This is a genomic window from Clostridium sp. CTA-19 (assembly GCF_054767855.1).
In genome coordinates this window covers 1-24399 of sequence record NZ_BAAABH010000041.1, presented here as the reverse complement: position 1 = coordinate 24399, position 24399 = coordinate 1, and the positions used below count along the sequence as shown (strand labels likewise).

Here is a 24399-nt window from a genome sequence, read left to right as displayed (position 1 = left end):
TTCGTCATATTTAAATGCCTCTGCGAATCCTCTGTTTGCTAATACTGTTGTGATTGCAGCTGTTAATGTTGTTTTACCGTGGTCAACGTGTCCTATAGTTCCTATGTTAACGTGCGGTTTACTTCTTTCAAATTTTGCTTTTGCCATTTATAATTCCTCCTTTTATTCTTTAAATATTTATCCTATAAACTCATCCTGGCGTGTTGTCATCCCTCAACGAGTTTGGAGCCCATAACCGGGATTGAACCGGTGACCTCCACCTTACCAAGGTGACGCTCTACCTACTGAGCTATATGGGCATTATCCTTATTCAAGTGCGTCGTATAAATTGCTTTATATCAGTTATTCATTATACAATATGTATAATGTATTGTCAACGTAAATCACACTCTTTTATTTAGACATTTTTCTAATTTTCTCTTAACTCTTTGAAGTGCGTTATCTATTGATTTTGCTTGCCTATCAAGGTCACAAGCAATCTCTTGATAAGATTTTCCATCTAAATACGACATTAAAACTTCCATTTCAAGTTCTGATAACACTTGCCCTATTTCATTTTCTATATTTTGTAATTCTTCTCTACTTATAACTAATTCTTCTGGATCTGAAATTTTAACCCCTGATATTATATCCATCAAAGTTCTTTCAGATTCCTCATCGTATATTGGTTTATTTAAAGATATATAAGTATTTAAAGGAATGTGTTTTTGACGAGTAGCAGTTTTAACCGCCGTTATTATTTGTCTTGTAACACAAAGCTCTGCAAATGCCTTAAACGATGCCAATTTATCCAATCTAAAATCTCTTATTGCTTTAAATAATCCAATCATACCTTCTTGATATATATCTTCTCTGTCTGCCCCAATTAAAAAATATGATTTAGCCTTTCCCCTAACAAAATTTTCATATTTACATAACAAGTAATCTAATGCTTCTTTGTTTCCTTCTCTAGCTAATATAACTATTTCTTCATCCGTTTTATCTATAAAGGAATTTTTATTTTCTCCATTGTCAACCCTTTTTTCCAACAGCATTCCCTCCAAAAATTAACTATGAATTTACTTTAGATTATACAGTATTATAAAATTGCGTCAAGCTCACTATTACTGACTTCTTCTCATCTTTTCTAATATTTTTGCTATATCTTCATCTATCATATCTTCAAATAAGTTCCTCTTCTGAGAGTATACCTTCTCACATTTTTTTCCTATTTTCCCTTCAATCTTCATAACTTCATGATAAAATTCTAAAGAAGACATCCTACTGGCGCCCCTTTGAAATGTGACTTGTTGTTCTAACGAGTCAGATGTAACCACATATACCTCAAATTTTCGTCCTATAAGATTCACCTTTTTTTCTATATATGCATCTGCCGTTTCTCCCTCTTTAGTAAATACAACACTTACCTTATCATTTTTTTCTTTTTTTTCATAAGCCCCTTTAACCATATGTGCATCAAATACCACTTCTATTTTATAACCACAAAACGCTGAGTAATTACGCATTATGTCAAGTAATTTTTCTCTAGCTGACTCATAACTATATTCTTTTATTTCTTTTAGTTCTGGCCAGCTGTTTATCACATTATATCCATCAACAAAAACTATTCTCACAATGATTAACAAAAGTCATTAAGACTTTTGTTTTAATACCTCATACATCAATATTCCGCCTGCTACTGAAGCATTTAATGAAGTTATTTGTCCAACCATAGGTATTTTAACCAATACATCACATTTTTCTTTTGTTAGTTTTGACATACCTTTTCCTTCACTTCCTATAACTAACGCAACTGCTCCACTTAGGTCTGTTTTGTAACATACTTCACCTGACATATCTGCACCATAAATCCAAAGCCCATGTTCTTTTAATTCATCTATAGTAGTATTTATATTAGTAACTTTTGCTATTCTCATGTGTTCTGTAGCCCCAACTGCTGTTTTGTAAACTGTAGGTGTTACCCCAACATTTTTTCTTTTTGGAATTATAATTCCGTGTACTCCACAAACTTCTGCTGTTCTTATTATTGACCCAAAATTGTGTGGATCTTCAATTTCATCTAGGATTATTATAAATGGTTTTTCATCTTTAGACTTTGCATAATCTAATATATCCTTTATATCATAATATTTATAAGGAGTAACTTTTGCTATAACTCCTTGGTGTGCTGAAGTTTGAGACATTTCATCAAGTTTAGCTCTTTCAACATACTTAATTACAATTCCTTGTTCCTTTGCTAATCCTAAAACAACATTTATAGATCCTTTAGAGTCTCCTTTAGCTACCAATATTTGTTCTATAGTTCTATCAGACTTTAACGCCTCTATAACAGCATTTCTTCCTTCTATTAGGTCTTCTCTTATCACTAAATCTTCTTTCACTCTTTCTTCTCTTACTCTACTTCCTTTAAATCTATCTTCTCTCACTCTATTTTCTTTCACTCTATTTTCTTTAAATCTGTTATTCTCATCTTTTCTTTTAGTCATAAACTTAACCTCTTTCAAATTTTATAATTGATTATATTTATCTTTAATTTTCAAGATTTCACCACAAGTCATAGTACCCTCTGGACATGAACCCTTTAAGCATGAAGGACCTGAAAATTTAAATATTGTAGGTGCCACTTTTTTAGCTTCTTTAAGCATTTCATCTGCCATATTTCTAATTTCCCACTGAGCTCTATTACAACATCTATGAGCAAAAAAGTGCATAAGTTCTCTGGCATTCATAGTTACTATAATTTTAGTTTCACATGCATTTGGGAATACGTATCTAGCATCTTCTATGGCTTTTTTCACACTAGAATTTTTAATTCTTTTTTTAACTTTTTCATCTATTTCATCTTCGCATACTAATTTATTAGTTTCTATATACTTTTGAATTTCACTATTATAAAAATCATTATATAATATTTCAACTATATCATCATAATCCTTTTGATTTTTATTCATTGCACTTATAAAAATTTCTTTGGCCTTTTCATGTTTTTCTATGTTTGGTGGAACTATATACTGAAATTGCTTTAATTTAACATACCTTTGACTTTGTTGTGAATATGAAGCTACTCTATGTCTTACCAATTGATGTGTTAAACTTCTAGATACCCCTTCTATAGCAAAGGTAAAACTTATATGTTCTACTGGTGAATAGTGTCCATAGTTCATTAACATTTCTATAAATTTATTTGTCTTATTTCCATCTAATCCTTCTAATATTTCATCAACACCAACTGAGCTATAGCAAAGTTTAGCTGCTGATGCTACTACTTTTTCTGGATTAGGTGTATGTTCTATAAGTTTAACTTTCAACATTAGTTTTTTCCTCCTCATATTTTATAACTTTTGTTAATACATAATCTAATCTTTCTGTTTCTCCACTTAAGTATAAATATCCAATTAATGCCTCAAAACCTGTAGCCCATTTATACTCTATAACATCACCATTTTTAGGCGTATGCGATTTGCTATTTCTTCCTCTTTTAAATATTGCCATTTCTTTTTCATTTAACTCATCAATAATTTGTTTCATATATTCGCATTGGGATTTAGCCTTAACATAGCTCACTGTTTTTTTATGCAATTTATTTACATTCATACCCCTAAATTTTTCTATTAAATATGTTCTTATAAATACCTCATATACAGCATCCCCAGCTAATGCTAACACTAATGGATTTAGCTGTATTATATCTGTTTCTGAAAATTTATTTTTTATTAAATCAAAATCCATGATTTTCTCCTTATTTTATACTTTGTTTTAATTTATCTTTCTTATAGGTTTCCACGCTGACTTTTAAAATTCATTCATCCAAAATTTCCATACCCAAAATAGTGATGTAATCTTGTAAACATCTAAACTCAAAATTCTATTTCACATGAAAATATTTTTAAGTTCGTGAATAAATCCAATTCCAAACTTGTGTCCCTACATAACATATTATATATCAATTTATATTGATTTTCACTTTCTATGTTGTTTTTACATAATACATATTATCATATTAAATAATTAAATAAAAATTTTCTTATTTTTATTTTTTAATTATAACCTTTTCATAGGATTCAAAGTTGACTCTTAAATTTATTCACTCCAAAACTTGGATACTCAACATAGTGAGACATGCTCTGACTCACTTGAAATTTAACATTACATTTTATATAAAAATATTATAAGTTGATTAATTTTTCAAAAACAAAAGCGCTTACAACTTTTGAAAGTCATAAACGCTCTTTTATAAAAATACTTACGTATTTATTTACTATTTAGTTAATTCGTCTATAGCATATCCTTTTGCTGATAATGATGTTTTTATCATTTCTGCATGTTCTTTAGATTCTGTTTCTACTTCAATTTCAATACTAGAAATCTCTAATCCTTTTGGATTCCAGTTTTTATCTTGTTTTACTTTATAAACATTTCCACCTAATGATGCTATTTCAGAAATTAAATTTCCTAATTCACCTATTTTATCTTTTAATTCAATTTGTAAAGTTATTCTTCTTTTATTTAAAAGTAATTGTCTATCTATTATTTTAGAAACTGTAGCTATATCTATGTTACCACCACTAACTACTGTAACAACTTTTTTACCTGCATTTTTAACTTTTCCTGATAATAATGCAGCTAGTCCAACAGCACCAGCGCCTTCAGCTACAACTTTATTTCTTTCCATTAATGAGAATATTCCGCTTGCTATTTCATCTTCAGTAACTGTAACTATTTCATCAACATATTTTTTAATTACTTCAAATGTTTTATTTCCTGGAGTTTTAACTGATATACCATCTGCTAATGACTTAGGTCCATCAACTGTTACAACTTCTCCCTTTTCTAAGGAAACTTTACTTGAAGCTATCACATCTGCTTGAACTCCAATTATTTTTATGTTAGGATTTATAGATTTTGCAGCAACTGCTATACCAGCAATAATTCCGCCACCACCAATTGGTACTAAAATAGCGTCTGCATCTGGTAAATCTTCTAATATTTCAAGAGCAATTGTTCCTTGTCCAGCCATTACTTGATCATCATCAAATGGATGTAAGAAAGTAGCGCCTGTTTCCTTTTGAACTTCTACTGCTTTAGCATAACAATCATCATAAACTTCTCCATGTTGTATTACTGTTGCACCATAGTTTTTAGTTGCTTGAACTTTTGCAAGTGGTGCAGTAACTGGCATACATATTGTAGACTTAATTCCAAATGCTGTAGCTGCATAAGCAACACCTTGCGCATGGTTTCCTGCTGATGAAGCAACAACTCCTTTAGCCTTTTCTTCTTCAGTTAAGGATGCTACTTTATTGTAAGCTCCTCTTAATTTGAAAGAACCAGTTTTTTGTTTGTTTTCACATTTTAGATATACTTCATATCCTGTTTGTTTTGAAAAAGTTGATGATACAAATAACGGAGTTTTTCTTGATACCCCTTTAAGATTTTCTTGCGCTTTTTTTACGTCAGCTAATGTTATCATTGTTATTACTCTCCTTTTGTTTGAAAGATTTTTCTTGTTTCAAACATTGACTTTGTTCCAAACATTCGTTTTTGTTTGAAACATTAGTTTTGTTTGAAACGTATATCTTATCAGAAAATTTAATTTAGTTTTTCCCCTTTTTTAATAACACTAATAATAGCCCCTTACATTTAAACCCTTATATTTTATTATAGCTAGCATGATTATAATATATAATCATGCCAGTTATTATCTACTTTTATTTTATAACTTATTTTGTTCAAATTCAACCTTTATTCTGTCAATTACTTCGGAAATTTTAATTTCTTCAACTTCCCCACCATTTCTAAGTTTAAATTCTACTATTCCATCAGTTAATTTTTTACCTACTGTAATTCTCATTGGTATTCCAATTAACTCAGAATCTTTAAATTTAACTCCAACTCTTTCATTTCTATCATCTAAAAGAGCCTTTATTCCTAATTGTTGTAGTTGTAAATAAATTTTTTCCGCTTCTGCTACTTGTTCTTCATTTTTCATAACAGCAGGAATTACAACAATGTGATATGGTGCTATTTCTAAAGGCCAAACTATACCATTTTCATCATTGTGTTGCTCTATTATAGCTGCCATTGTTCTATTTACACCTATACCATAACAACCCATAACTAATGGTTTATTTTTTCCATCTTCATCAATGAAATTTGCATTCATAGATTTTGAATACTTAGTGCCAAGTTTAAATATATGTCCTACTTCTACGCCTCTAGCAATTGTGATATTTCCACCACATTTAGGACATTTATCTTCAACAGTGATTTTTCTGAAATCTCCCACAATTCCTTCAAAATCTCTTCCATAGTTGGCATTTTCAAAATGATAGTCTGTTTCATTAGCTCCAATAACAAAGTTTTTCATTTTAGTAACTTCTTCATCAATAAACAATTTGTCTACTTTTATTCCTATTGGGCCTGCAAAACCAACTTGCGCGTTAGTTGCATTGATAACTTTTTCACTATCACACATCATGAATTCTACCACACCACCTAGTGCATTTGCAACCTTTATTTCATTCAATTCTCTGTCGCCTCTTACCATAATAGCAACTATTTGTTCATCAGCTTTAAATAATAAAGTTTTTGCTAACTTTTTCTTATTTATTCCTAACCCATTAACTAATTCATCTATAGTTTTTATATTTGGTGTATGGATTTTATTTAATTCTTTTAAGTCTTCTGCTGGTCCTTCTTCTGCTGTAGCTGGTGCTTTTTCAACATTTGCAGCATATTTACACTCATCACAGAATACTATTTCATCTTCTCCAACCTCTGATTTAACCATGAATTCTGCTGATCCTGATCCACCCATAGCTCCTGAATCTGCTTCTACTGGACTAAAATCTAATCTACATCTAGTAAATATGTTACAATATGCTTCATACATTTTATCATATGATAAATCAAGTCCTTTTTCATCTCTATCAAAAGAATATGCGTCTTTCATAACAAATTCTCTTGATCTCATTACTCCAAATCTTGGTCTTCTTTCATCTCTATATTTTGTTTGAATTTGGTATAAATTTATTGGTAATTGTTTATATGATTTTATCTCATTTCTTGCAAAATCTGTGAACACTTCTTCATGTGTTGGTCCTAGACAAAATTCTCTTTCATTTCTATCTTGCAATTTGAACATTTCTGGCCCCATAACATCCCATCTTCCAGATTCCTTCCAAAGTTCTGAAGGAAGCAACGCTGAACATAAGAATTCTTGTGCTCCTGCTTTATCCATCTCATCTCTTACAATGTTTTCAATATTTTTTAGCACTTTAAGACCTATTGGTAAATAGTTATACACTCCTGATGCTAACTTTCTCATCATACCAGCTCTTAACATTAATTGATGACTTAATATTTCCGCTTCTGCTGGAACTTCTCTTAATGTTCCTAAATACATATTTGATACTCTCATCTTGCCACACTCCTTAAATCTATATACACTTATTTTTTTGTATAAAAAAAACTCGTCCCTGTTTTAGGGCGAGTTATATCGCGGTACCACCTAAATTTTGTACTCTCATTTTGATATCGGTATTTATTACCGGTAGTTTTTGCTACTGCTCAAAAGTAGGTTCGAAATTGGTGAAAACATCTCAGCATAAAGTTTTCTCTCTGTATAGTAATTTCTACTATTCTTTATCATCGCTTACCATTATTCTTTTATAAAAGTAAATTTAATATACCATTTTAAAAAAATCATGTCAAGATAAAAAAAAGGAAAGTAATTTATATTTTTTATAATTTTTACTTTCCTAGAATTAATTTTGTTATATTGTATTTTCTATTATCTTTTCAGCTAATAATAAGTCTTCTGGGGTAGTTATTTTTATATTATTATAGCTCCCCTCATAAAGAAATACTTTATTCCCATAATGTTCCACTACCATAGTATCATCAGTAACACTTATATTTTCTTTTAAAATATTTTCATGACATTTTAAAATTAAATCGTATTTAAAAACCTGTGGTGTCTGAACTGCAAATAAATCATTTCTATTTGGTGTTTTTAATGAAAACCCATTATTATCTTTTATTTTTATAGTATCTTTAGGTAATACTCCACAAGCACAGGCTCCATAGATCTTAGAATATCTTATTCCATCCTCTATGATTTTTTCGTCAATAAAAGGTCTTGCGCCATCATGTATAAGAACTGTATCACAATCTGTTAATTCCTTAAGCCCATTTAAAACAGAATGTTGTCTTTCCTTACCACCACATACTATTTTCTTTACTTTATCAATTTTATACTTATCAACAATTTCACGTCTACAATAATCTATTTCCTTTTCAGAAGCAACCAATAAGATTTCATCAATTAGATTACAATTATTAAAGGCCATAAGTGTATGATATAGTATGGGCTTGCAATTAAGTTCTAAAAATTGCTTATTTTTATTAGCGCCCATCCTTTTTCCTCTTCCTGCTGCTAATACTATCACTTTATTTGCCATTTAACATTTTTACTTCCTCTCTAATTCTTGCAAAAATCATTCTTCCTGCTGCTGTTTGTAACACTGATGTAACTGTTACTATAACAATATCACCAATGTGATTTCTACCGTCTTCAACAACAATCATAGTTCCATCATCTAAATATGCTAGTCCTTGGCCAGATTCTTTACCATCTTTAACTATTTGTATTTTCATATCTTCTCCTGGTAGAACTACTGGTTTTATAGCATTAGCTAACTCATTTATGTTCAGCACTGGAACACCTTGAACTTCTGCAACCTTATTTAAGTTATAATCATTTGTTATTACTTTTCCATTTAAAACTTGTGATAATTTTAGTAACTTACTATCAACCTCTGCAATTTCTGGAAAATCACCTTCCCAAATTTCAACTTTTATACTTAACTCCTTTTGTATTTTGTTAAGTATATCAAGTCCTCTTCTTCCTCTATTTCTTTTTAACCCATCGCCAGAATCAGCTATATGTCTTAGCTCATCTAATACAAAGTTAGGTATTACAAGAGTTCCCTCTATAAATCCAGTTTGACAAAGATCAAAAATTCTTCCGTCTATTATCACTGAAGTATCTAGTACTTTAGCAGTACCTTTTGGAATATTTTTTAATTTGCCATCTTTTGACGTTGATCCCTTTTTCATATTAGAAAAAAGATTTAATATATCCTCTTTCTTCCTAATTGCCATATCAGCACAAACCACAACTAATATGACAGTTACTATAAACACTATTATTGTTGAAATAGCAGAATTTGCTTTTACTAAATTTGCTAGCAATGAAGCAACAATTAAACCTAAAACTGCACCTGCTAGTCCTAATAGCATATCTGCTGTTGGTAATTTTTGTAATCTCTTTTCTACACAATCTATCGTTTTAATAATAAGTTTAGTTACATATGCAGATATAAAGTAAAAGAACAACAAAAATAATAAAATACAAAATATAATAAATAAAATTCCTTTAACTGACGATGTTGACATTATTCCTATTTTAGATAATAAATTATAATCTATTACTAGTTTTCCTACTATGTAACCTAAACTTCCTCCCCCTAAAGTTATAAGCACTCTTAATATTTTTTTAATCAATAATATTCACCTCCTAATTTAATTATTGACAAATACCACTAATACTATCCTATCTTTATAAATAATATATATTATCAAATATATTATTTCAATAGAGATATATATTTTACAAATATTTTATCACTATTTATTTTATAAAAGTTAAAATTCAGAAACATTTTTATATTTTTCTCAAAAATTTCCTCACTTTGACCCCCTATCATTATTTAAATTAATAATATATTATAGAGTCATCACATCTCCTCTAGCTTTTTTACAAGAATAAGATTTAGTTGTGTTTTTTATAAGGAGTTGAATAAAAATGAAAGATTTAATTTTTGATGAGTTTCAAAATTCAGTTGATGATTGCTTACTTAGACACAGAAGTATATTAGACATTATGAGCAAACTTGATGAATCCCAATCTAGGGTTAATAGATCTATTGTAAAGTGTATAACTTCATGTGGCTGTCTACAAATTGAAGCGTCAAAACAAAAGGCACCTAATGATTTTGATACTTCTGATTTTGATTCTTTTAAAAGTTGTTTTGATACACATGTTAAAGGCAAACTTTGTGATAATTGTAGAGAGGTTATTGAAAAAGAATTAGGTAACCACTTCTTTTATATAGCTTCTTTATGCAATTGCACTAATTTGAATATTTATGATGTTTTACTAAAAGAGTATAAAAATATGGTTTCACTTGGAAAATACACCTTAAAGTAATTTATAAGATATAGCACAAATTTAAATTTGTGCTATATTTGTTTTTGAATATGATATTGCTCTTTAAATTTTTCAAACCAATCACTAATGTATTTAGCTCTTATCTCTCCAATACCTTCTACTGAATCTAGTTCTTCTACTGTTGCTGATATAATAAATCTTAATTCTTTAAATTGATTTACCAAATTTTCTATCACTGTTGATGGCAATCTATATATTTTATTTAAAATTCTATATCCTTTTGGATAAACTATAGTTTCTGTTAACGAGCAATTAGAATAACCTAATATTTTAGATATATTATTCAAATCTAAAAGTTCTTCTTCTGTTAACTTTGCCAAGCCTTTATATATATTACTTGAACAAATATCCTGTCCACAGTAATCTTTCATAAGATATATTGCCTCTTCTTCAACATTTTTTATAAGTTCCTTTAGTTGCATATCTATTAGTCTACCTTCATTTCCAAGTTCATAAATGTATGTTTCTATTTCTTTAATTATCCTCATTATAAGTTCAACTCTTTGAATTGCTGTAGTAATATCTGTTAATGTTACGTTACCATTAGTTTCAAGTACATTTAAATTTACAATAGCTTTATCAAAAACCGCTGTATATTTTTCTAAAGTATGTATAGCTTGATTAGCTTTAGCTAATATTTCACTACTTTCTTTTAACACATATTTTAAATCACCTTTGTATAAAGTTATTATGTTTCTTCTTTGTGATATAGCTATAACTATGCTATTAGTCTGTTTAGCTACTCTTTGTGCTGTTCTATGCCTAGTTCCTGTTTCATATGTATTTATTGAAGAATTAGGCAATAATTGAGTATTTGCCAATAAAATTTTCTTTAAATCACTGCTTACAACTATAGCACCATCCATTTTAGCCAATTCATATATATATGCAGGAGTATAATCAGCATTTATATTAAAACCACCATCAGCTAAGTTTAGTATTTCATTGCTATCACTTAAAACTATAAGTCCACCTGTTTTTGCTCTTAAAATATTATCTAAACCCTCTCTTAATAATGTTCCTGGGGCCATCATTTTTAACACATTCATTAATTCATTATTTTTCTCTTCTTTCATATAATCCACTACTACAAATTCATAAAAGTAATAATGGGTTTCACTCCCTTCATTATTCAAAATTCCTTCAATTTTTATAACCCAATAAGTGATTGCATAAGTATGATATACTAAATTAATATTATAATAAAATGCTTTTACAAAAAAATATTAACCTTAAAATACTTTCCCCATTGCTTCCTTAACCGTTGTTATCCCTATAATATTTACCCCTTTAAATTTATCGCCTAATTTTTCTTTACTTTTATAAGGCATTATAATATTTTTAAATCCCATTTTTTGTCCCTCATTTACAATCCTCTCTATATTGGATATAGGTCGAACTTCTCCTGTTAGTCCAACTTCACCAACAAATAGTGGTCTTTCTAATTTCACTGTTCTACCTTTAGCACTAGATATTAATGCCACTGCCAATCCTAAATCTCCAAATGTCCCTTCTAAATTTAACCCACCAACTACATTAACATAAACATCACTACTATAAAAAGGTATTTTTAATTTTTTCTCTAAAACAGCTAAAATAAGACTCATCCTTGAATGATCAATCCCTACTGAAGTTCTTCTTGGCATAACTGCTTTAGTTTCACTTACTAATGCCTGTATTTCTACTAATAATGGTCTTGTACCTTCTATTGTTGCAATGACAACAGATCCTTCTTGCTCAAAAGATGTTTCTTGCAAAAACACACTAGATGCATCCAAAATTTCTTCTAGTCCACTTTCTCTCATTTCAAAGACTCCAATTTCGCTAGTGGTTCCAAAACGATTCTTTATGGTCCTTAGAATTCTAAACTCTTGTGTTCTTTCACCCTCAAAATATAAAACTGTATCAACCATATGTTCTAATACTCTAGGTCCTGCAAGTTCCCCCTGCTTAGTCACATGTGCCACTATAAAAAGTGGTATATCTTTTGTTTTGCCTATTCTCATTAAATCGTTTGTACACTCTCTAACTTGAGAAACACTTCCTGGTGCTGAAGTTATTTGAGATTTAAATAAAGTTTGAATAGAATCTATAATTACAAATACAGGATTCATATTTTCTATATGTTCTTCAATTAAATTTATACTAGTTTCTGAAAGAATATATAAATTATCACTTATACAATCTAATCTCTCAGCTCTCATTTTTATTTGTTCTTCTGACTCCTCACCAGATACATATAAAACCTTTCCATACTTATCTGCTATCCTTTTAGCAGTTTGTAGTAGTATTGTAGATTTTCCTATTCCTGGATCTCCAGATATAAGCGTTAACGAACCTTTGACTAATCCACCACCAATTACTCTATTTAATTCATTAATTCCTGTATCAAATCTTTCAAATTGACTTGATTTTATATCTTTTATATTCTGTGGCTTCCCTCCGCCACTTATAGTAACCGCTCTATTAAACACAACTGCCTTTTCTGGGACCTTAACTTCTTCTATCATAGTATTCCAGCTATTACAATTAAGGCATTTGCCCATCCATTTAGGCGACTCATATCCGCATTGACTGCATACATATACATTCTTAGTCTTTGCCATAACCTTTCCTCCAAACTTATGTAATTGATTTCTTTAAATTCATTTCTTTATTCTCTTAATACTTTAATTATATTCCCTTTTACTTATAACTCAAAGTATGTTCCAGTTTTTAAAAATAAAGGTGTAATTTCATTAATAAAATTACACCTTTATATCTTACTAATATTATTCTTTAGTTATTTTTAAGTTATCATTATCTACTGTAACAATTACACTGTCTCCAGTATTTACATTTCCTTTTAAAATTTCTTCTGCTAATTTATCTTCTATAATTTTAGTTATAGCTCTTCTTAACGGTCTTGCTCCATAGGTTGGGTCAAAACCTTCTTTTGCTAAAAATTCCTTTGCTTCATTAGAAAATTTTATATTTATATTTTGTTGTTGTAATCTATCTGATAATACATTAATCATTAATTCTACTATTTTTAATAAATCACTTTCATTTAGCTTATGGAATACTATTATATCATCTATTCTATTTAAAAATTCAGGTCTAAAAGTTAATTTTAGTTTTTCCATAATATTTTCTTTCATTTTTTCATGTCCTGTACTTGCTTCTAGTGAATTCTTAGCAAATCCAATTGTATTTTGTTTTTTTATGTCTGAAGCTCCTACATTTGAAGTCATTATTATTATGGTATTTTTAAAGTTTACTGTTTTACCTTTTCCATCAGTAAGTCTTCCATCCTCTAAAATTTGAAGCAATGCATTAAATACATCAGGATGTGCTTTTTCTATTTCATCAAATAAGATTACTGAATAAGGGTTTCTTCTTACTTTCTCTGTTAATTGTCCACCTTCATCAAAACCTACATATCCAGGAGGTGCCCCTATAAGCTTAGATACAGAATGTTTCTCCATATACTCTGACATATCAATTCTTATCAAATTATTTTCATCACCAAACATAGCTTGTGCTAAAGCTTTAGTAAGCTCTGTTTTACCTACACCTGTAGGTCCTAAGAATATAAAAGAACCTATTGGTCGCTTAGGATCTTTAAGTCCAACCCTTGCTCTTCTTACTGCTTTTGATATAGATTCTACAGCCTCATCTTGCCCTATAACTCTTCCGTGTAAAATTTCTTCAAGTTTTAAAAGCCTAGTTGCTTCAGTTTCTGTTAATTTTTCAATTGGTATATTAGTCCATCTTGAAATAATATTTGCTACATGACTTGCATCTACTATAGAATTTGCATCATTCTTTTTAGATGACCATTGTTTTTCCTCTTTTTCAATCTCTTCTTTTATTGATTTTTCTTTATCTCTTAAAGATGCTGCTTTTTCAAAGTCTTGCATAGTTATAGCATCTGATTTTTCTTTTGTCGCTTGTTCTAGTTTTTCTTGTAAATCTTTTAAACATTTAGGTGTTGTTAAATTTTCGATTCTCATTTTTGCACCAGCTTCATCTATAAGATCTATAGCCTTGTCTGGTAAAAATCTATCTGTAATATATCTATCTGAAAGTTTCACTGCTGCCTCTATTGCTTCATCTGTAATTTGAACTCTATGATGTGCTTCATATTTATCTCTCAATCCTTTTAAAATTTCTATAGCCTCTTCCTTAGTAGGCTCATCTACTAATACTGACTGAAATCTTCTTTCTAATGCAGCATCCTTTTCTATATATTTTCTATATTCATCTAAAGTTGTAGCACCTATACATTGTATTTCTCCTCTAGCTAATGCTGGTTTTAATATATTAGACGCATCAATTGCTCCCTCTGCACCACCAGCACCAACAATAGTATGAATCTCATCTATAAATAAAATAACATTTCCAGCCTTCGCAACTTCTTCTATAATGTTGTTTAATCTCTCTTCAAACTCACCTCTATATTTTGAACCTGCAAGAACAGAAGACATATCCAATGATACAACCCTTTTTTCCTTTAATATTTCTGGTATATTACCAGATGCTATTTTCTGAGCTAGCCCTTCCGCTATGGCTGTTTTACCAACTCCTGGGTCACCTATAAGACATGGGTTATTTTTCATCCTTCTACAAAGTATTTCTAAAACTCTTTCTGTTTCTTTATCTCTTCCTATGATAGGATCAAGCTTTCCTTCATATGCTAAGTCAGTTATATCTTTTCCATACTTATCTAGAGTTTTTGTATCCTTTTTATTTTTTTTGCTATGAGATTTGATATTACTTTCCTCTCCTTTAATAGCCTTTTGTATATCTTTATATAATTTTAATGGATCAGCTCCTAAATTTAAAAGTATTGTATAGGCTACCCCTTCACCTTCTCGTATAAGTGCTAAAGTCATATGTTCTGGGGATATATAATTTTGATTTAAACTTCTTGCTTCAACTAAACTAATTTCAAATAGTCTCTTTGTTCTTGGAGTTAAGGCAATTTCATTTTCACTCATTTCAATATTACCGTATCCAACATAAGTTTCTATTAAACTTTTTACGTTATCGTAGTTTACATTAAAATCATTCAATATATTTTTAGAAATTCCATCATCCTCTTTTAATATCGCCAACAGAATATGTTCTGTCCCAACATACCCATGTTTAAATTCTCTTGACTCATCATTTGCATACATAAGCACATTTCTTGCTCTTTCAGTAAATCTATTAAACATATTAAACACCTCGCTTAATAAAATTTTCCTTAATTACTATAGCTCTGTAAAAATTTATATTGTCATTTTTAATTTCATCTTTAAATTTATCTTGTAACGCTGGCAAGCTTATATCTATTAGCAACTTATTTAAAGTAGTTTTGCTTATATCTTTAATCAAATCTAACTCTATTCCTAGCCTTATCATAGATAATAACTCCATACTTTCTTTATAATCTATAATTATTGCTGTACTTAAAATTCCTCTAGCTCTCATTATTCTATCTTTCATCTCATATTTATATCTATCCATGAGCCTTGTTCTTGCTTCTTTTTCTTTATCTATTATTTGATATATCATAGCATTAAGTCCATTAATTATTTCTTCTTCTGTAGGACCTAAAGTTATTTGATTAGATATTTGAAATATATTTCCATAGCCTTTAGAACCTTCTCCGTACAAACCTCTTATAGTCATTCCCATTTTACTAACTGCATTAAAAGCATTTTCTATCTCTTTCGTCATACAAAGACAAGGTAAATGAACCATTACAGAAGCTCTTACCCCTGTACCTACATTAGTTGGGCATGCAGTTAAATACCCTATATCACTATCATAAGCAAACTCTAACTTTTCCTCTATAATGTTATCTATTCTATTTATATTTTCATAAATTTCTTTTAAACTTAAACCACTAGATATACCTTGTATTCTTAAATGGTCCTCTTCATTAATCATTACACTAATGCTTTCATTGTTATTTAATATTACTGAACCTATATCCTTATTTTTTAGAAGGGATTTACTTACAATGTGTTTTTGAAATAACATTTCTTTTTCAATCTCTGTTTTTTCATCTAACCTTATTGTTTTAAACTCTTCTTTAAAATTTTCATTTGAGTAGAAAGCATCTTCTATATTTTTAATAATTTCATCAGCAGTTTCTTTATTAATTTTATTTGGGAAGGGATACCCTTTTAGATTTCTTGCTAGTCTTATTCTACTACTTAAGATTACATTATCCTTTAATCCTTCAGCATTTATCCAATTTTCCATAGTACTCTCCCCCTTACCTTTCTAACTCTCTAATAATATCTCTAATTTCTGCTGCCTTTTCATACTCTTCTTTTTCTATAGCATTTTTAAGTTTTTCTTTTAACTGTAAAACTTCTCTTTTTTTCATAAGTTCATTACCATATTTTTGTGGTATTTTACCATTATGCACACTACTTAATTGAACCCTTTTTATAATAGTTGTCATTGCCTCATTAAAGCTTTTATAACATTCATCACAGCCTAGTAAACCTGTCTTTTTAAAATCTTCATAAGTTTGACCACATTTTTTACAACATACTTTATTGGATATTTGTTCTTCACGATTATTAGACATATAATCGATAAATCCACTTAAAATATTTTGAAATGAGAACTGAGATGAAAAATCTGCATCTAGACCTATAGCATTATTTTTAGCACACACTTCACATAAATGTTCCTCATATTTCACACCATTAATAACTTTTGTTATATGAAAATTGACCTCATTCTTTTTACATCTGCTACAAATCAAAATTACCCCTCCATTTTTTTATTCTAATATATTAAAAATTACGGACTTTAGTATATCTGCCCTTAATCTATTCTTACTATTGCCAATATAAGATAATGTTCTATCATTTAATGTTATTTTTATTATCTCTTTTTCTCTTTCGCTTATTATTTGTTCATCTTTTAACGCTTCTAAAATGCTTACAGTGTTATTATATGTTATATAATCTCCTATCTTTTCATTAAGGATTTCTAAAAGATTATTATGAATTGTGTATTCTATTTTTATAATTTTTATACATCCTCCTCCCCCTCTTCTACTTTCTATGTAATAACCTTTTTCTCTTGTGAATCTAGTAGATAATACATAATTTATTTGAGATGGCGCACAACTAAAATAGTCTGCTAATTCATTTCTTTGTATCTGAATTTGATTATCTATAGACTCATCTACTAACTCTTTTATAAAATTCTCTATTAAATCTGATAACTTAGCCATAAAATCACCTTTTCCATATTCTTCATTTACCTTGACTTTCTTTGACCTTAATATTATCATACAATATTTGTATTATACTTTCAAATATTATTTTTTCCATTTCTACTTTTTATATTCACATATTATAAAAGCACAACAAAGAACTTTTCCTTATTGGAAAAGCTCTTTATTTATATATTTTCTATCTTTATACAATGTTGAAATGCCTTTTTCAAAATCATAGTAGTTTATTTTAATACAATCATCTTCATAATATCTAATATGAACTGTCTCTTCTGATTTTAATTCCACTTCTACTAGACTTGCTTCTTTCTCATATGAAAAGTTCTTTACTTTATTTATCAATTCACATATATTACTTTTGTTTTTTATCATAATTTTCTCTCCTATCTCATTTCCTTTTTACTCTTAAGTTAATATTCTATGCTCTGTTGTTATTTCCTTTTTTTTCCATAAACATAGATGTTTTTTTTCTTGTGTTTAAGAAGGATGATTATTTTTATGATAATTTATTTTTTATAATTTAAAACAGAAAGTTAATTTATGATTATATTTCAGTTATAAGAAAACATTATAGCTTATTCAACTATAATATTTTCTTGTAAATTTGTATTAGTAAATTGACAATTATATAAATTAAAATAAATACCCTTTCTATTTAATAATTCATTATGATTTCCTTGTTCTTCAATTCCCTTACTGGTTATCACCACTATTGTATCTGCATTTTTTATTGTAGATAACCTATGCGCAACTACTATAGTAGTTCTTCCTTTGGATAATTTTTCAAGAGATCTTTGAATCATTATCTCAGTTGTATTATCTAAAGCTGAAGTTGCCTCATCTAATATTAGAATAGGTGGATTTTTCAAAAATATTCTAGCTATAGCTACTCTTTGCTTTTGTCCACCTGAAAGTTTTATACCTCTTTCTCCAACATAAGTATCATAACCATCGGGAAGAGATTCTATAAATTCATGAATATTAGCATTCTTAGCAGCTTCAATAATTTCTTCATCTGTAGCTTCAGGATTTCCGTATAAAATATTTTCTTTTATTGTTCCTGTAAATAAAAATACTTCTTGTTGAACTATTCCTATATTTTTTCTTAATGATTTTATTTCTAAATCTTTTACATCTATACCATCTATAGTAATATTTCCATCATTAACATCATAAAATCTAGGTAGTAAATTACAAATAGTAGTTTTACCTCCTCCTGATGGCCCTACTAAAGCTACAGTTTGCCCACTTTGAATATCTAGATTTATACTGCTTATAACTTCTTCACTATCTTTATATTTAAATGTTACATCATTAAATTTTATATTTCCTATAGCATTTTTTAATTCTACTGCATTATCTTTTTCAACAATATCTGTCTTTGTATTAATGATTTCTAAAAATCTTTTAAATCCAGACATTCCACTTTGATATTGTTCTATAAATGCAGTAAGTCTTCTTATTGGTTGCATAAAATATGTTATATATAAAAGATAGGCAACTAACTCTGATATAGTTATATATTCTTTATATGCAAAGTATCCACCAGCACCTATAACTACAACATTTAGCATATCTACCATAAACCTTATTCCAGCTAAGAACTCAGCCATACACTTGTAAGAATAACTTCTCGCAGTCTTAAATTGAACATTATTATCATCGAATTTTTCCATTTCATAATCTTCATTTGTAAATGCTTTGGCAACTCTAATTCCTGAAATACTATCCTCTAAACTACCATTAACATCTGCTATCTTTTTCCTCACATTATCAAATGACTTTGCCATTTTAACTCTTTTAATCATAGCAAACCAAACTATAAATGGAATAAAAGCAAATATTATCAGTGTTAAGGTTATATTTATCTTACAAAGTAGTATAAACGAACCTATTAACATAACTAAAGAAATAAATAAATCTTCCGGTCCATGGTGTGCAAGTTCAGATATCTCCATTAAATCATTGACTATTCGTGACATTAAGTGTCCTGTCTTATTATCATCAAAATAACTAAATGGTAATGTTTGCAAATGAGAAAAAATTTCCTTTCTCATATCATACTGAATTCTAACACCCATTACATGACCCCAATAATCTATTATATAATTACATATTAATTTAATAACGTATAATAAAGTTAGTGCTATTGTAAATTTTATTATCATATTAATATTTTTATTGGGAATACCGTAATCTAACAACTCTTTTGTAATCATTGGAAAAAACAGATCTAGTGCTGCAACCAAAAAAGCACATACCATATCAATAATAAATATGAGCCTATGTTCTTTGTAGTAAGAAACAAATTTTCTTATCATACTATCCCCCCATAGATTATTTTATTTTTAGTTATATACTAATGTCACTTAATATATAACTTTTAAATATAATAAAATTAACTTCTAACATTAATTTTATTCCCCAAATCTTTAAAATCTAATACAACTGAATTATTATAAATTATATAAAAATCAATCATCCATAAAAATAAACTATCCTATATTATATCATACATATCTGTATATATATGTAATTTTTTTAAAATTGATTATATTCTTTAAAAATATATTGATGATGAGATGCATCTGCATTTGTAATTATCTTATAATTTTCATCTTCATCAAATTCAACAACAGTTAAGCTAGTTTGTTTTATAAATGGAGGTTCCCATAAATCTTTAATTTCTTTCTTTTGTAGCGCACACATAAACCCTTTCAAAACTGTAGTATGAGTTACTACTAAAATTTCTTTTCCTTTATTTTCTCTTACCATTTTCATAATAGTTCTATATGCTCTGTCCCTAACTTCTTCAAAGCCTTCTGCACCCTCTACTGTTATGTACTTTTCTGGTTTGTTCCAATAATTATAATGATTTTCTTTATTTAATTCACTTATTTCTTCCTGTGTCAATCCTTGCCATACACCTAGTCTTATTTCTCTTAAATCTAAACTAGGCACTATTTCAATATTCCTATCACCTTTTATTATTTCTGCAGTTTTATAAGCTCTGTCTGATGAACTAGTATATATTTTGCTAAAATTTATATCTTTTACCCTATCTCTTAGCCATTGAGCTTGTACTTTTCCTAGTTCTGTTAAAGGAGAATCATTCCACCCTTGCATCTTACCAAGTTTGTTCCATTCAGTTTCTCCATGTCTTGTTATGTATAATTTTGTCATATACTCTCCCCCTCGTTTTAAAATTATAGTTTATATTTAAACTATTCTATAAATTCATTATAAATTTTTTTTATACTTTATTGCAACTTTAATTTTAAAATAAAAAAAGAGCCTATAAAGCTCTTTTAATCTTTTGGAGTTCTTTTACCATGTATTACTGATTCTATGTATATATCACCAACCCAATTTTTAACTCCATATGATGGCATATAATTTGTTTCTTCAAAATTATTATAATCTTTTTCGCCTTCATTATATGGTCTATATTCTTCTCTCAAAATTTTATCAGTTTCTATTTCATTTTTTCTTATTCGCTCTGATGAAAAGCCAGCCATTTTCACTTCCTCCTTTTTCTAGTATATTGAATTTTTCTGTTTGTAGCATGTTACATAAAACTTGTATGTCCTCTTCATTACTATTTTCCATCATAACAGTGAACTCATCTTCCGGTCCTATTATCTCCATATAATCGTGGATATTACTGTAGTCACTTAAATTTATTCTACCTATTATGTTCATTTTATAGTAAGACATATTAGCCCCCTAAACATTTTATTTATATTATTGCTACTTAAAATAAATATTATTCAATTAACACAAAAAAAGATGTCAATTTATTTATTGACATCTTTTTTAATACTTTATATAACTAACTTATTTCTTTTATAACTTTATTAACTACCTCTACTGGAACCTCTTCATATCTTTCAAAATTAGTATTGAACTCACCTCTTGCACCAGTTATAGATCTTAAGTCAGTAGCATAATCATAAAGTTCTGCCTGAGGTACTTCCCCTATAATCTTTTGGCCATTATCTATAGGTTCCATTCCAAGTATTCTTCCTCTTTTCTTATTTATATCTGCTATAACATCACCCATATATTCATCTGGAATTATTATCTCTATTCTCATTATAGGTTCTAATAATACCGGTTCCGCCTCTTGTAATCCTTTTTTATATGCTAAAGATGCTGCTACTTTAAAAGCCATTTCTGAGGAATCTACTGGATGATAAGATCCATCATGCAATGTAGCCTTTAATCTTATAACTGGATATCCGGCTAAAATACCTTTGTTTACGCAATCTTTTAATCCTTTTTCTACAGCAGGTATATACTGCCTTGGTACAACTCCCCCTACAACCTTATCAACGAACTCTAAACTATCATCGCCATCATTTCTTGGTTCAAATTTTATCTTAACATCACCATATTGACCATGTCCACCAGATTGTTTTTTATATTTACCTTGTACATCAGCAGTCTTTTTAATCGTTTCTCTATAAGGTGTTTTAGGAAGTTCTAAGGATACATCTACACCAAACTTAGACTTTAGTTTGCTAACTATTACTTCTAAATGGGTAGATCCAATTCCTGATATTATTGTTTCAGCATTTTCTAAATCTCTACTAACTGAAAATGTTGGGTCTTCTTCTAAAAGTTTAGATAATCCATTTGATATTTTATCCTCGTCACCTTTTGATTTAGTCATTACTGCTCTTGAATATACTGGTTTCGGGAAATTAGATGTTTCAAATGTAATCATACGTCCTTTGTTGCATAAGGTATCCCCTGTATTTGTACAATTAAGTTTCGATACTGCCCCTATATCACCAGCTTTAATTTCACTTGTTGTATACTGTTGTTTTCCTCTTAAAAAATACAATGTTCCCATTTTTTCTTCTTTCTTTTTGTTTGCATTCATAACAACTGTATCAGCTTTAGCTTTTCCAGTTATCACTCTAAACATTGATAATTTTCCAACAAAAGGATCTGCAATAGTTTTAAATACTAATGCTGAAAATGGTTCTTCTTCATTTATCTTTATATCTATATAATTATCATTTTTTAAATTTTTTGCTTTATATAATGTTGTATCAACTGGTGATGGAAAACATTCTATTATATCTTCAAGTAATGTGTGTACTCCCACCCCTGTAGTTGATGATCCACACATTATAGGAGCTATTTCTCCATCAGAAGCTCCTTTAACTAATCCATCATATATCTCTTCTTCGCTTAATTCACCTTCATTAAAATATTTATCTAATAAAACTTCGTCCATTTCTGCTACAGCTTCCATTACCATTTGTCTACATTCATCTATTTTATCTTTTATGTCTTCTGGAATTTCTGTTTCTTCCATCTTTTTTGTTTGAGGGTTAAATATTCTAGCTTTTTTAGATATAACATTTACCAATCCTTTAAAATCATTCTCTGATCCTATAGGATACTGTATAGGAACTGCTGATATTCCAAATCTATCTTGTATTTGATTTAATGTTTTTTCAAAATTACTATTTTCTCTATCTAGTTTATTTATGAAAAAAGCTTTTGGAATTTTTTTCTCTTTAGCATACTCATATGCTTTTTCTGTTCCAACTTGTATACCAGATACGGCACAAACTACAACCATTGCTAAATCTACAGCATTTAGTCCTTCTATCATCTCGCCTATAAAATCAAAATAGCCTGGAGTATCAACTAGGTTTAATTTTACATTTTCCCATTCACAAAATGACACTGCTGTTGAAATTGAAACTTTTCTTCTTTTCTCTTCTACATCAAAATCACTAATTGTGTTTCCTTCTTCTATTCTACCTAATCTATCAGTACTACCAGTATAATAAAGCAATGCCTCCATTAAACTAGTTTTACCTGAATCACTGTGTCCAACTATTCCTATGTTTCTAAGGTTATTTACCTTATATTGTTTCATAAGCTATCCCTCCCATTGATTTAGAGATTTTCCAGTGTATTTTCTTTATTCTATATTTCTTGTAGAATCCCTCTTAATATTTATAATTTTCAAAATATTAAAAATATATTTACATACTCTTAACCGTTACGAAATACATTAATTAACTACATATCAAATTATATTTTAAATAATACACATTTATTCATAAAATCAATGATTTTATCAACATGTTAAGTATAAATTGTTGATAAAATAGCTTTTCAACCTTTATATTGTTAATAATTTTCCCTAAAATTAATTTACAACATAATTTTAGGGAAAATAAAAAAGCTAGGTTTTAATGACCTAACTTTTTTTAATTACCTGGCAACAACCTACCCTCCCACACAGTCACCCGTGCAGTACTCTCGGCGTCTAGAGGCTTAACTTGCCTGTTCGGAATGGAAAGGAGTGTTACCCTCTAAACCATCATCACCAGATTAAATTTACTATAAACTACGCATTTCGTCGTCAGCTACGGTCACTACAGTACTCACTTATTATTAATAAGCTCCRTTCCTCGTTTCCTTGCTTCCTAGAACTACTTGTTTTTATTAAATTTACTTTATTTATTTTTAAAATATGGCTCCGCGAAAAGGATTCGAACCTTCAACCTATCGGTTAACAGCCGAGTGCTCCACCGTTGAGCTATCGCGGAATATTTTCAAAATTMTTATAAACTTCGYAYTTCGTCGTCAATTTCAGTCATTRTRGTACTCACTTATGCATTTATAAGCTCYGTTCCTCATTCCTTCATTTCCTARAACTACTCGTTTCTAATAATTTTATATTTTTTCCAGAGATTGTTCTCTGAAAATTGCACAGTGATTATATTAGGTCAAGCCCTCGACTTATTAGTATGAGTCAGCTGAACATGTTACCATGCTTACACCCCTCACCTATCAACCTGATGTTCTTTCAGGAGTCTTACTAACTTACGTTATGGGAAAT

23 protein-coding genes, 2 tRNA genes and 2 rRNA genes are annotated in these 24399 nt (G+C 29.0%); 1 reads left to right on the top strand and 26 read right to left on the bottom strand.

Annotation, left to right across the window (positions count from 1 at the left end):
* The 11 genes from ACYUE0_RS16020 to ACYUE0_RS15970 form a co-directional block, all read right to left on the bottom strand.
* Positions 1 to 147 (bottom strand): GTP-binding protein (locus ACYUE0_RS16020; RefSeq protein ID WP_460271539.1); only part of this gene is annotated, 147 nt, incomplete at its 3' end.
* Positions 148 to 223: 76 nt separating this feature from the next.
* Positions 224 to 299 (bottom strand) — tRNA-Thr (locus ACYUE0_RS16015).
* Positions 300 to 383: 84 nt separating this feature from the next.
* Positions 384 to 1034: an RNA polymerase sporulation sigma factor SigH gene (gene sigH, locus ACYUE0_RS16010; protein ID WP_157450881.1), complete on the bottom strand. Its 651-nt coding sequence runs from the start codon at positions 1032 to 1034 to the stop codon at positions 384 to 386.
* Positions 1035 to 1103: 69 nt separating this feature from the next.
* Complete coding sequence (locus ACYUE0_RS16005; RefSeq protein WP_061995618.1) at positions 1104 to 1613, bottom strand: NYN domain-containing protein; 510 nt, start codon at positions 1611 to 1613, stop codon at positions 1104 to 1106.
* An 18-nt stretch (positions 1614 to 1631) separates the two neighbouring features.
* The gene (gene rlmB, locus ACYUE0_RS16000; RefSeq protein ID WP_460271536.1) at positions 1632 to 2486 is read right to left on the bottom strand and encodes a 23S rRNA (guanosine(2251)-2'-O)-methyltransferase RlmB; all 855 of its coding nucleotides are present in this window, start codon (positions 2484 to 2486) and stop codon (positions 1632 to 1634) included.
* Positions 2487 to 2507: 21 nt separating this feature from the next.
* Positions 2508 to 3311 (bottom strand): FAD-dependent thymidylate synthase, encoded by an 804-nt coding sequence (gene thyX / locus ACYUE0_RS15995; protein ID WP_199870854.1) that lies wholly within the window; start codon positions 3309 to 3311, stop codon positions 2508 to 2510.
* Entirely contained in the window at positions 3298 to 3729 is a 432-nt protein-coding gene (locus ACYUE0_RS15990) for a Mini-ribonuclease 3 (protein ID WP_061995575.1), read from the bottom strand. The genes thyX and ACYUE0_RS15990 overlap by 14 nt, the downstream gene beginning before the upstream one ends.
* A 529-nt stretch (positions 3730 to 4258) precedes the next feature.
* Entirely contained in the window at positions 4259 to 5470 is a 1212-nt protein-coding gene (gene ilvA, locus ACYUE0_RS15985) for a threonine ammonia-lyase (protein ID WP_061995574.1), read from the bottom strand.
* A gap of 243 nt (positions 5471 to 5713) precedes the next feature.
* On the bottom strand, positions 5714 to 7420 hold the full coding sequence (locus tag ACYUE0_RS15980) for a proline--tRNA ligase (protein WP_460271533.1): 1707 nt from the start codon (positions 7418 to 7420) through the stop codon (positions 5714 to 5716).
* Positions 7421 to 7775: 355 nt separating this feature from the next.
* Complete coding sequence (gene ispD / locus ACYUE0_RS15975) at positions 7776 to 8462, bottom strand: 2-C-methyl-D-erythritol 4-phosphate cytidylyltransferase (RefSeq protein WP_460271531.1); 687 nt, start codon at positions 8460 to 8462, stop codon at positions 7776 to 7778.
* Positions 8452 to 9567, bottom strand: a complete 1116-nt coding sequence (locus tag ACYUE0_RS15970) for a PIN/TRAM domain-containing protein (RefSeq protein ID WP_010295391.1) — start codon at positions 9565 to 9567, stop codon at positions 8452 to 8454. The genes ispD and ACYUE0_RS15970 overlap by 11 nt, the downstream gene beginning before the upstream one ends.
* A gap of 301 nt (positions 9568 to 9868) precedes the next feature.
* On the opposite strand from ACYUE0_RS15970, the gene ACYUE0_RS15965 reads away from it, so the two are divergent.
* A complete protein-coding gene (locus ACYUE0_RS15965) occupies positions 9869 to 10273 on the top strand; it encodes a nucleoside triphosphate pyrophosphohydrolase family protein (RefSeq protein ID WP_061995571.1) in 405 nt (134 codons plus the stop codon).
* 32 nt (positions 10274 to 10305) lie between these two features.
* On the opposite strand, the gene disA is transcribed toward ACYUE0_RS15965, so the two are convergent.
* From disA to ACYUE0_RS15890, 15 genes are all read right to left on the bottom strand, one after another.
* Positions 10306 to 11370 (bottom strand): DNA integrity scanning diadenylate cyclase DisA, encoded by a 1065-nt coding sequence (disA, locus tag ACYUE0_RS15960; RefSeq protein ID WP_061995616.1) that lies wholly within the window; start codon positions 11368 to 11370, stop codon positions 10306 to 10308.
* Between the two features lie 156 nt (positions 11371 to 11526).
* Positions 11527 to 12900: a DNA repair protein RadA gene (gene radA, locus ACYUE0_RS15955; protein ID WP_010295397.1), complete on the bottom strand. Its 1374-nt coding sequence runs from the start codon at positions 12898 to 12900 to the stop codon at positions 11527 to 11529.
* 165 nt (positions 12901 to 13065) lie between these two features.
* A complete protein-coding gene (locus tag ACYUE0_RS15950) occupies positions 13066 to 15495 on the bottom strand; it encodes an ATP-dependent Clp protease ATP-binding subunit (RefSeq protein WP_199870849.1) in 2430 nt (809 codons plus the stop codon).
* A gap of 1 nt (position 15496) precedes the next feature.
* Positions 15497 to 16531 (bottom strand): protein arginine kinase, encoded by a 1035-nt coding sequence (locus ACYUE0_RS15945; RefSeq protein WP_460271528.1) that lies wholly within the window; start codon positions 16529 to 16531, stop codon positions 15497 to 15499.
* Between the two features lie 13 nt (positions 16532 to 16544).
* Positions 16545 to 17045, bottom strand: a complete 501-nt coding sequence (locus ACYUE0_RS15940) for a UvrB/UvrC motif-containing protein (RefSeq protein ID WP_460271527.1) — start codon at positions 17043 to 17045, stop codon at positions 16545 to 16547.
* An 18-nt stretch (positions 17046 to 17063) separates the two neighbouring features.
* Positions 17064 to 17522 carry a CtsR family transcriptional regulator gene (locus ACYUE0_RS15935; protein ID WP_061995615.1) on the bottom strand — a complete coding sequence of 153 codons (459 nt, stop codon included), beginning with the start codon at positions 17520 to 17522 and terminating at the stop codon, positions 17064 to 17066.
* 150 nt (positions 17523 to 17672) lie between these two features.
* Positions 17673 to 17897 carry a hypothetical protein gene (locus tag ACYUE0_RS15930; protein WP_061995567.1) on the bottom strand — a complete coding sequence of 75 codons (225 nt, stop codon included), beginning with the start codon at positions 17895 to 17897 and terminating at the stop codon, positions 17673 to 17675.
* Between the two features lie 203 nt (positions 17898 to 18100).
* Complete coding sequence (locus tag ACYUE0_RS15925; RefSeq protein WP_460271524.1) at positions 18101 to 19846, bottom strand: ABC transporter ATP-binding protein; 1746 nt, start codon at positions 19844 to 19846, stop codon at positions 18101 to 18103.
* A gap of 220 nt (positions 19847 to 20066) precedes the next feature.
* On the bottom strand, positions 20067 to 20708 hold the full coding sequence (locus ACYUE0_RS15920; protein WP_061995565.1) for a histidine phosphatase family protein: 642 nt from the start codon (positions 20706 to 20708) through the stop codon (positions 20067 to 20069).
* 125 nt (positions 20709 to 20833) lie between these two features.
* Positions 20834 to 21043 (bottom strand): hypothetical protein, encoded by a 210-nt coding sequence (locus ACYUE0_RS15915; RefSeq protein WP_061995564.1) that lies wholly within the window; start codon positions 21041 to 21043, stop codon positions 20834 to 20836.
* Positions 21006 to 21242, bottom strand: a complete 237-nt coding sequence (locus ACYUE0_RS15910) for a hypothetical protein (protein ID WP_061995563.1) — start codon at positions 21240 to 21242, stop codon at positions 21006 to 21008. Before ACYUE0_RS15910 ends, ACYUE0_RS15915 begins: the two co-directional genes overlap by 38 nt.
* Positions 21243 to 21357: 115 nt before the next feature.
* A complete protein-coding gene (fusA, locus tag ACYUE0_RS15905) occupies positions 21358 to 23427 on the bottom strand; it encodes an elongation factor G (protein WP_199870845.1) in 2070 nt (689 codons plus the stop codon).
* 343 nt (positions 23428 to 23770) lie between these two features.
* Positions 23771 to 23888 (bottom strand): 5S ribosomal RNA (gene rrf / locus ACYUE0_RS15900).
* A 143-nt stretch (positions 23889 to 24031) separates the two neighbouring features.
* Positions 24032 to 24106, bottom strand: a tRNA-Asn gene (locus ACYUE0_RS15895).
* Positions 24107 to 24282: 176 nt separating this feature from the next.
* A 23S ribosomal RNA gene (locus ACYUE0_RS15890) occupies positions 24283 to 24399 on the bottom strand; the annotation flags it as partial.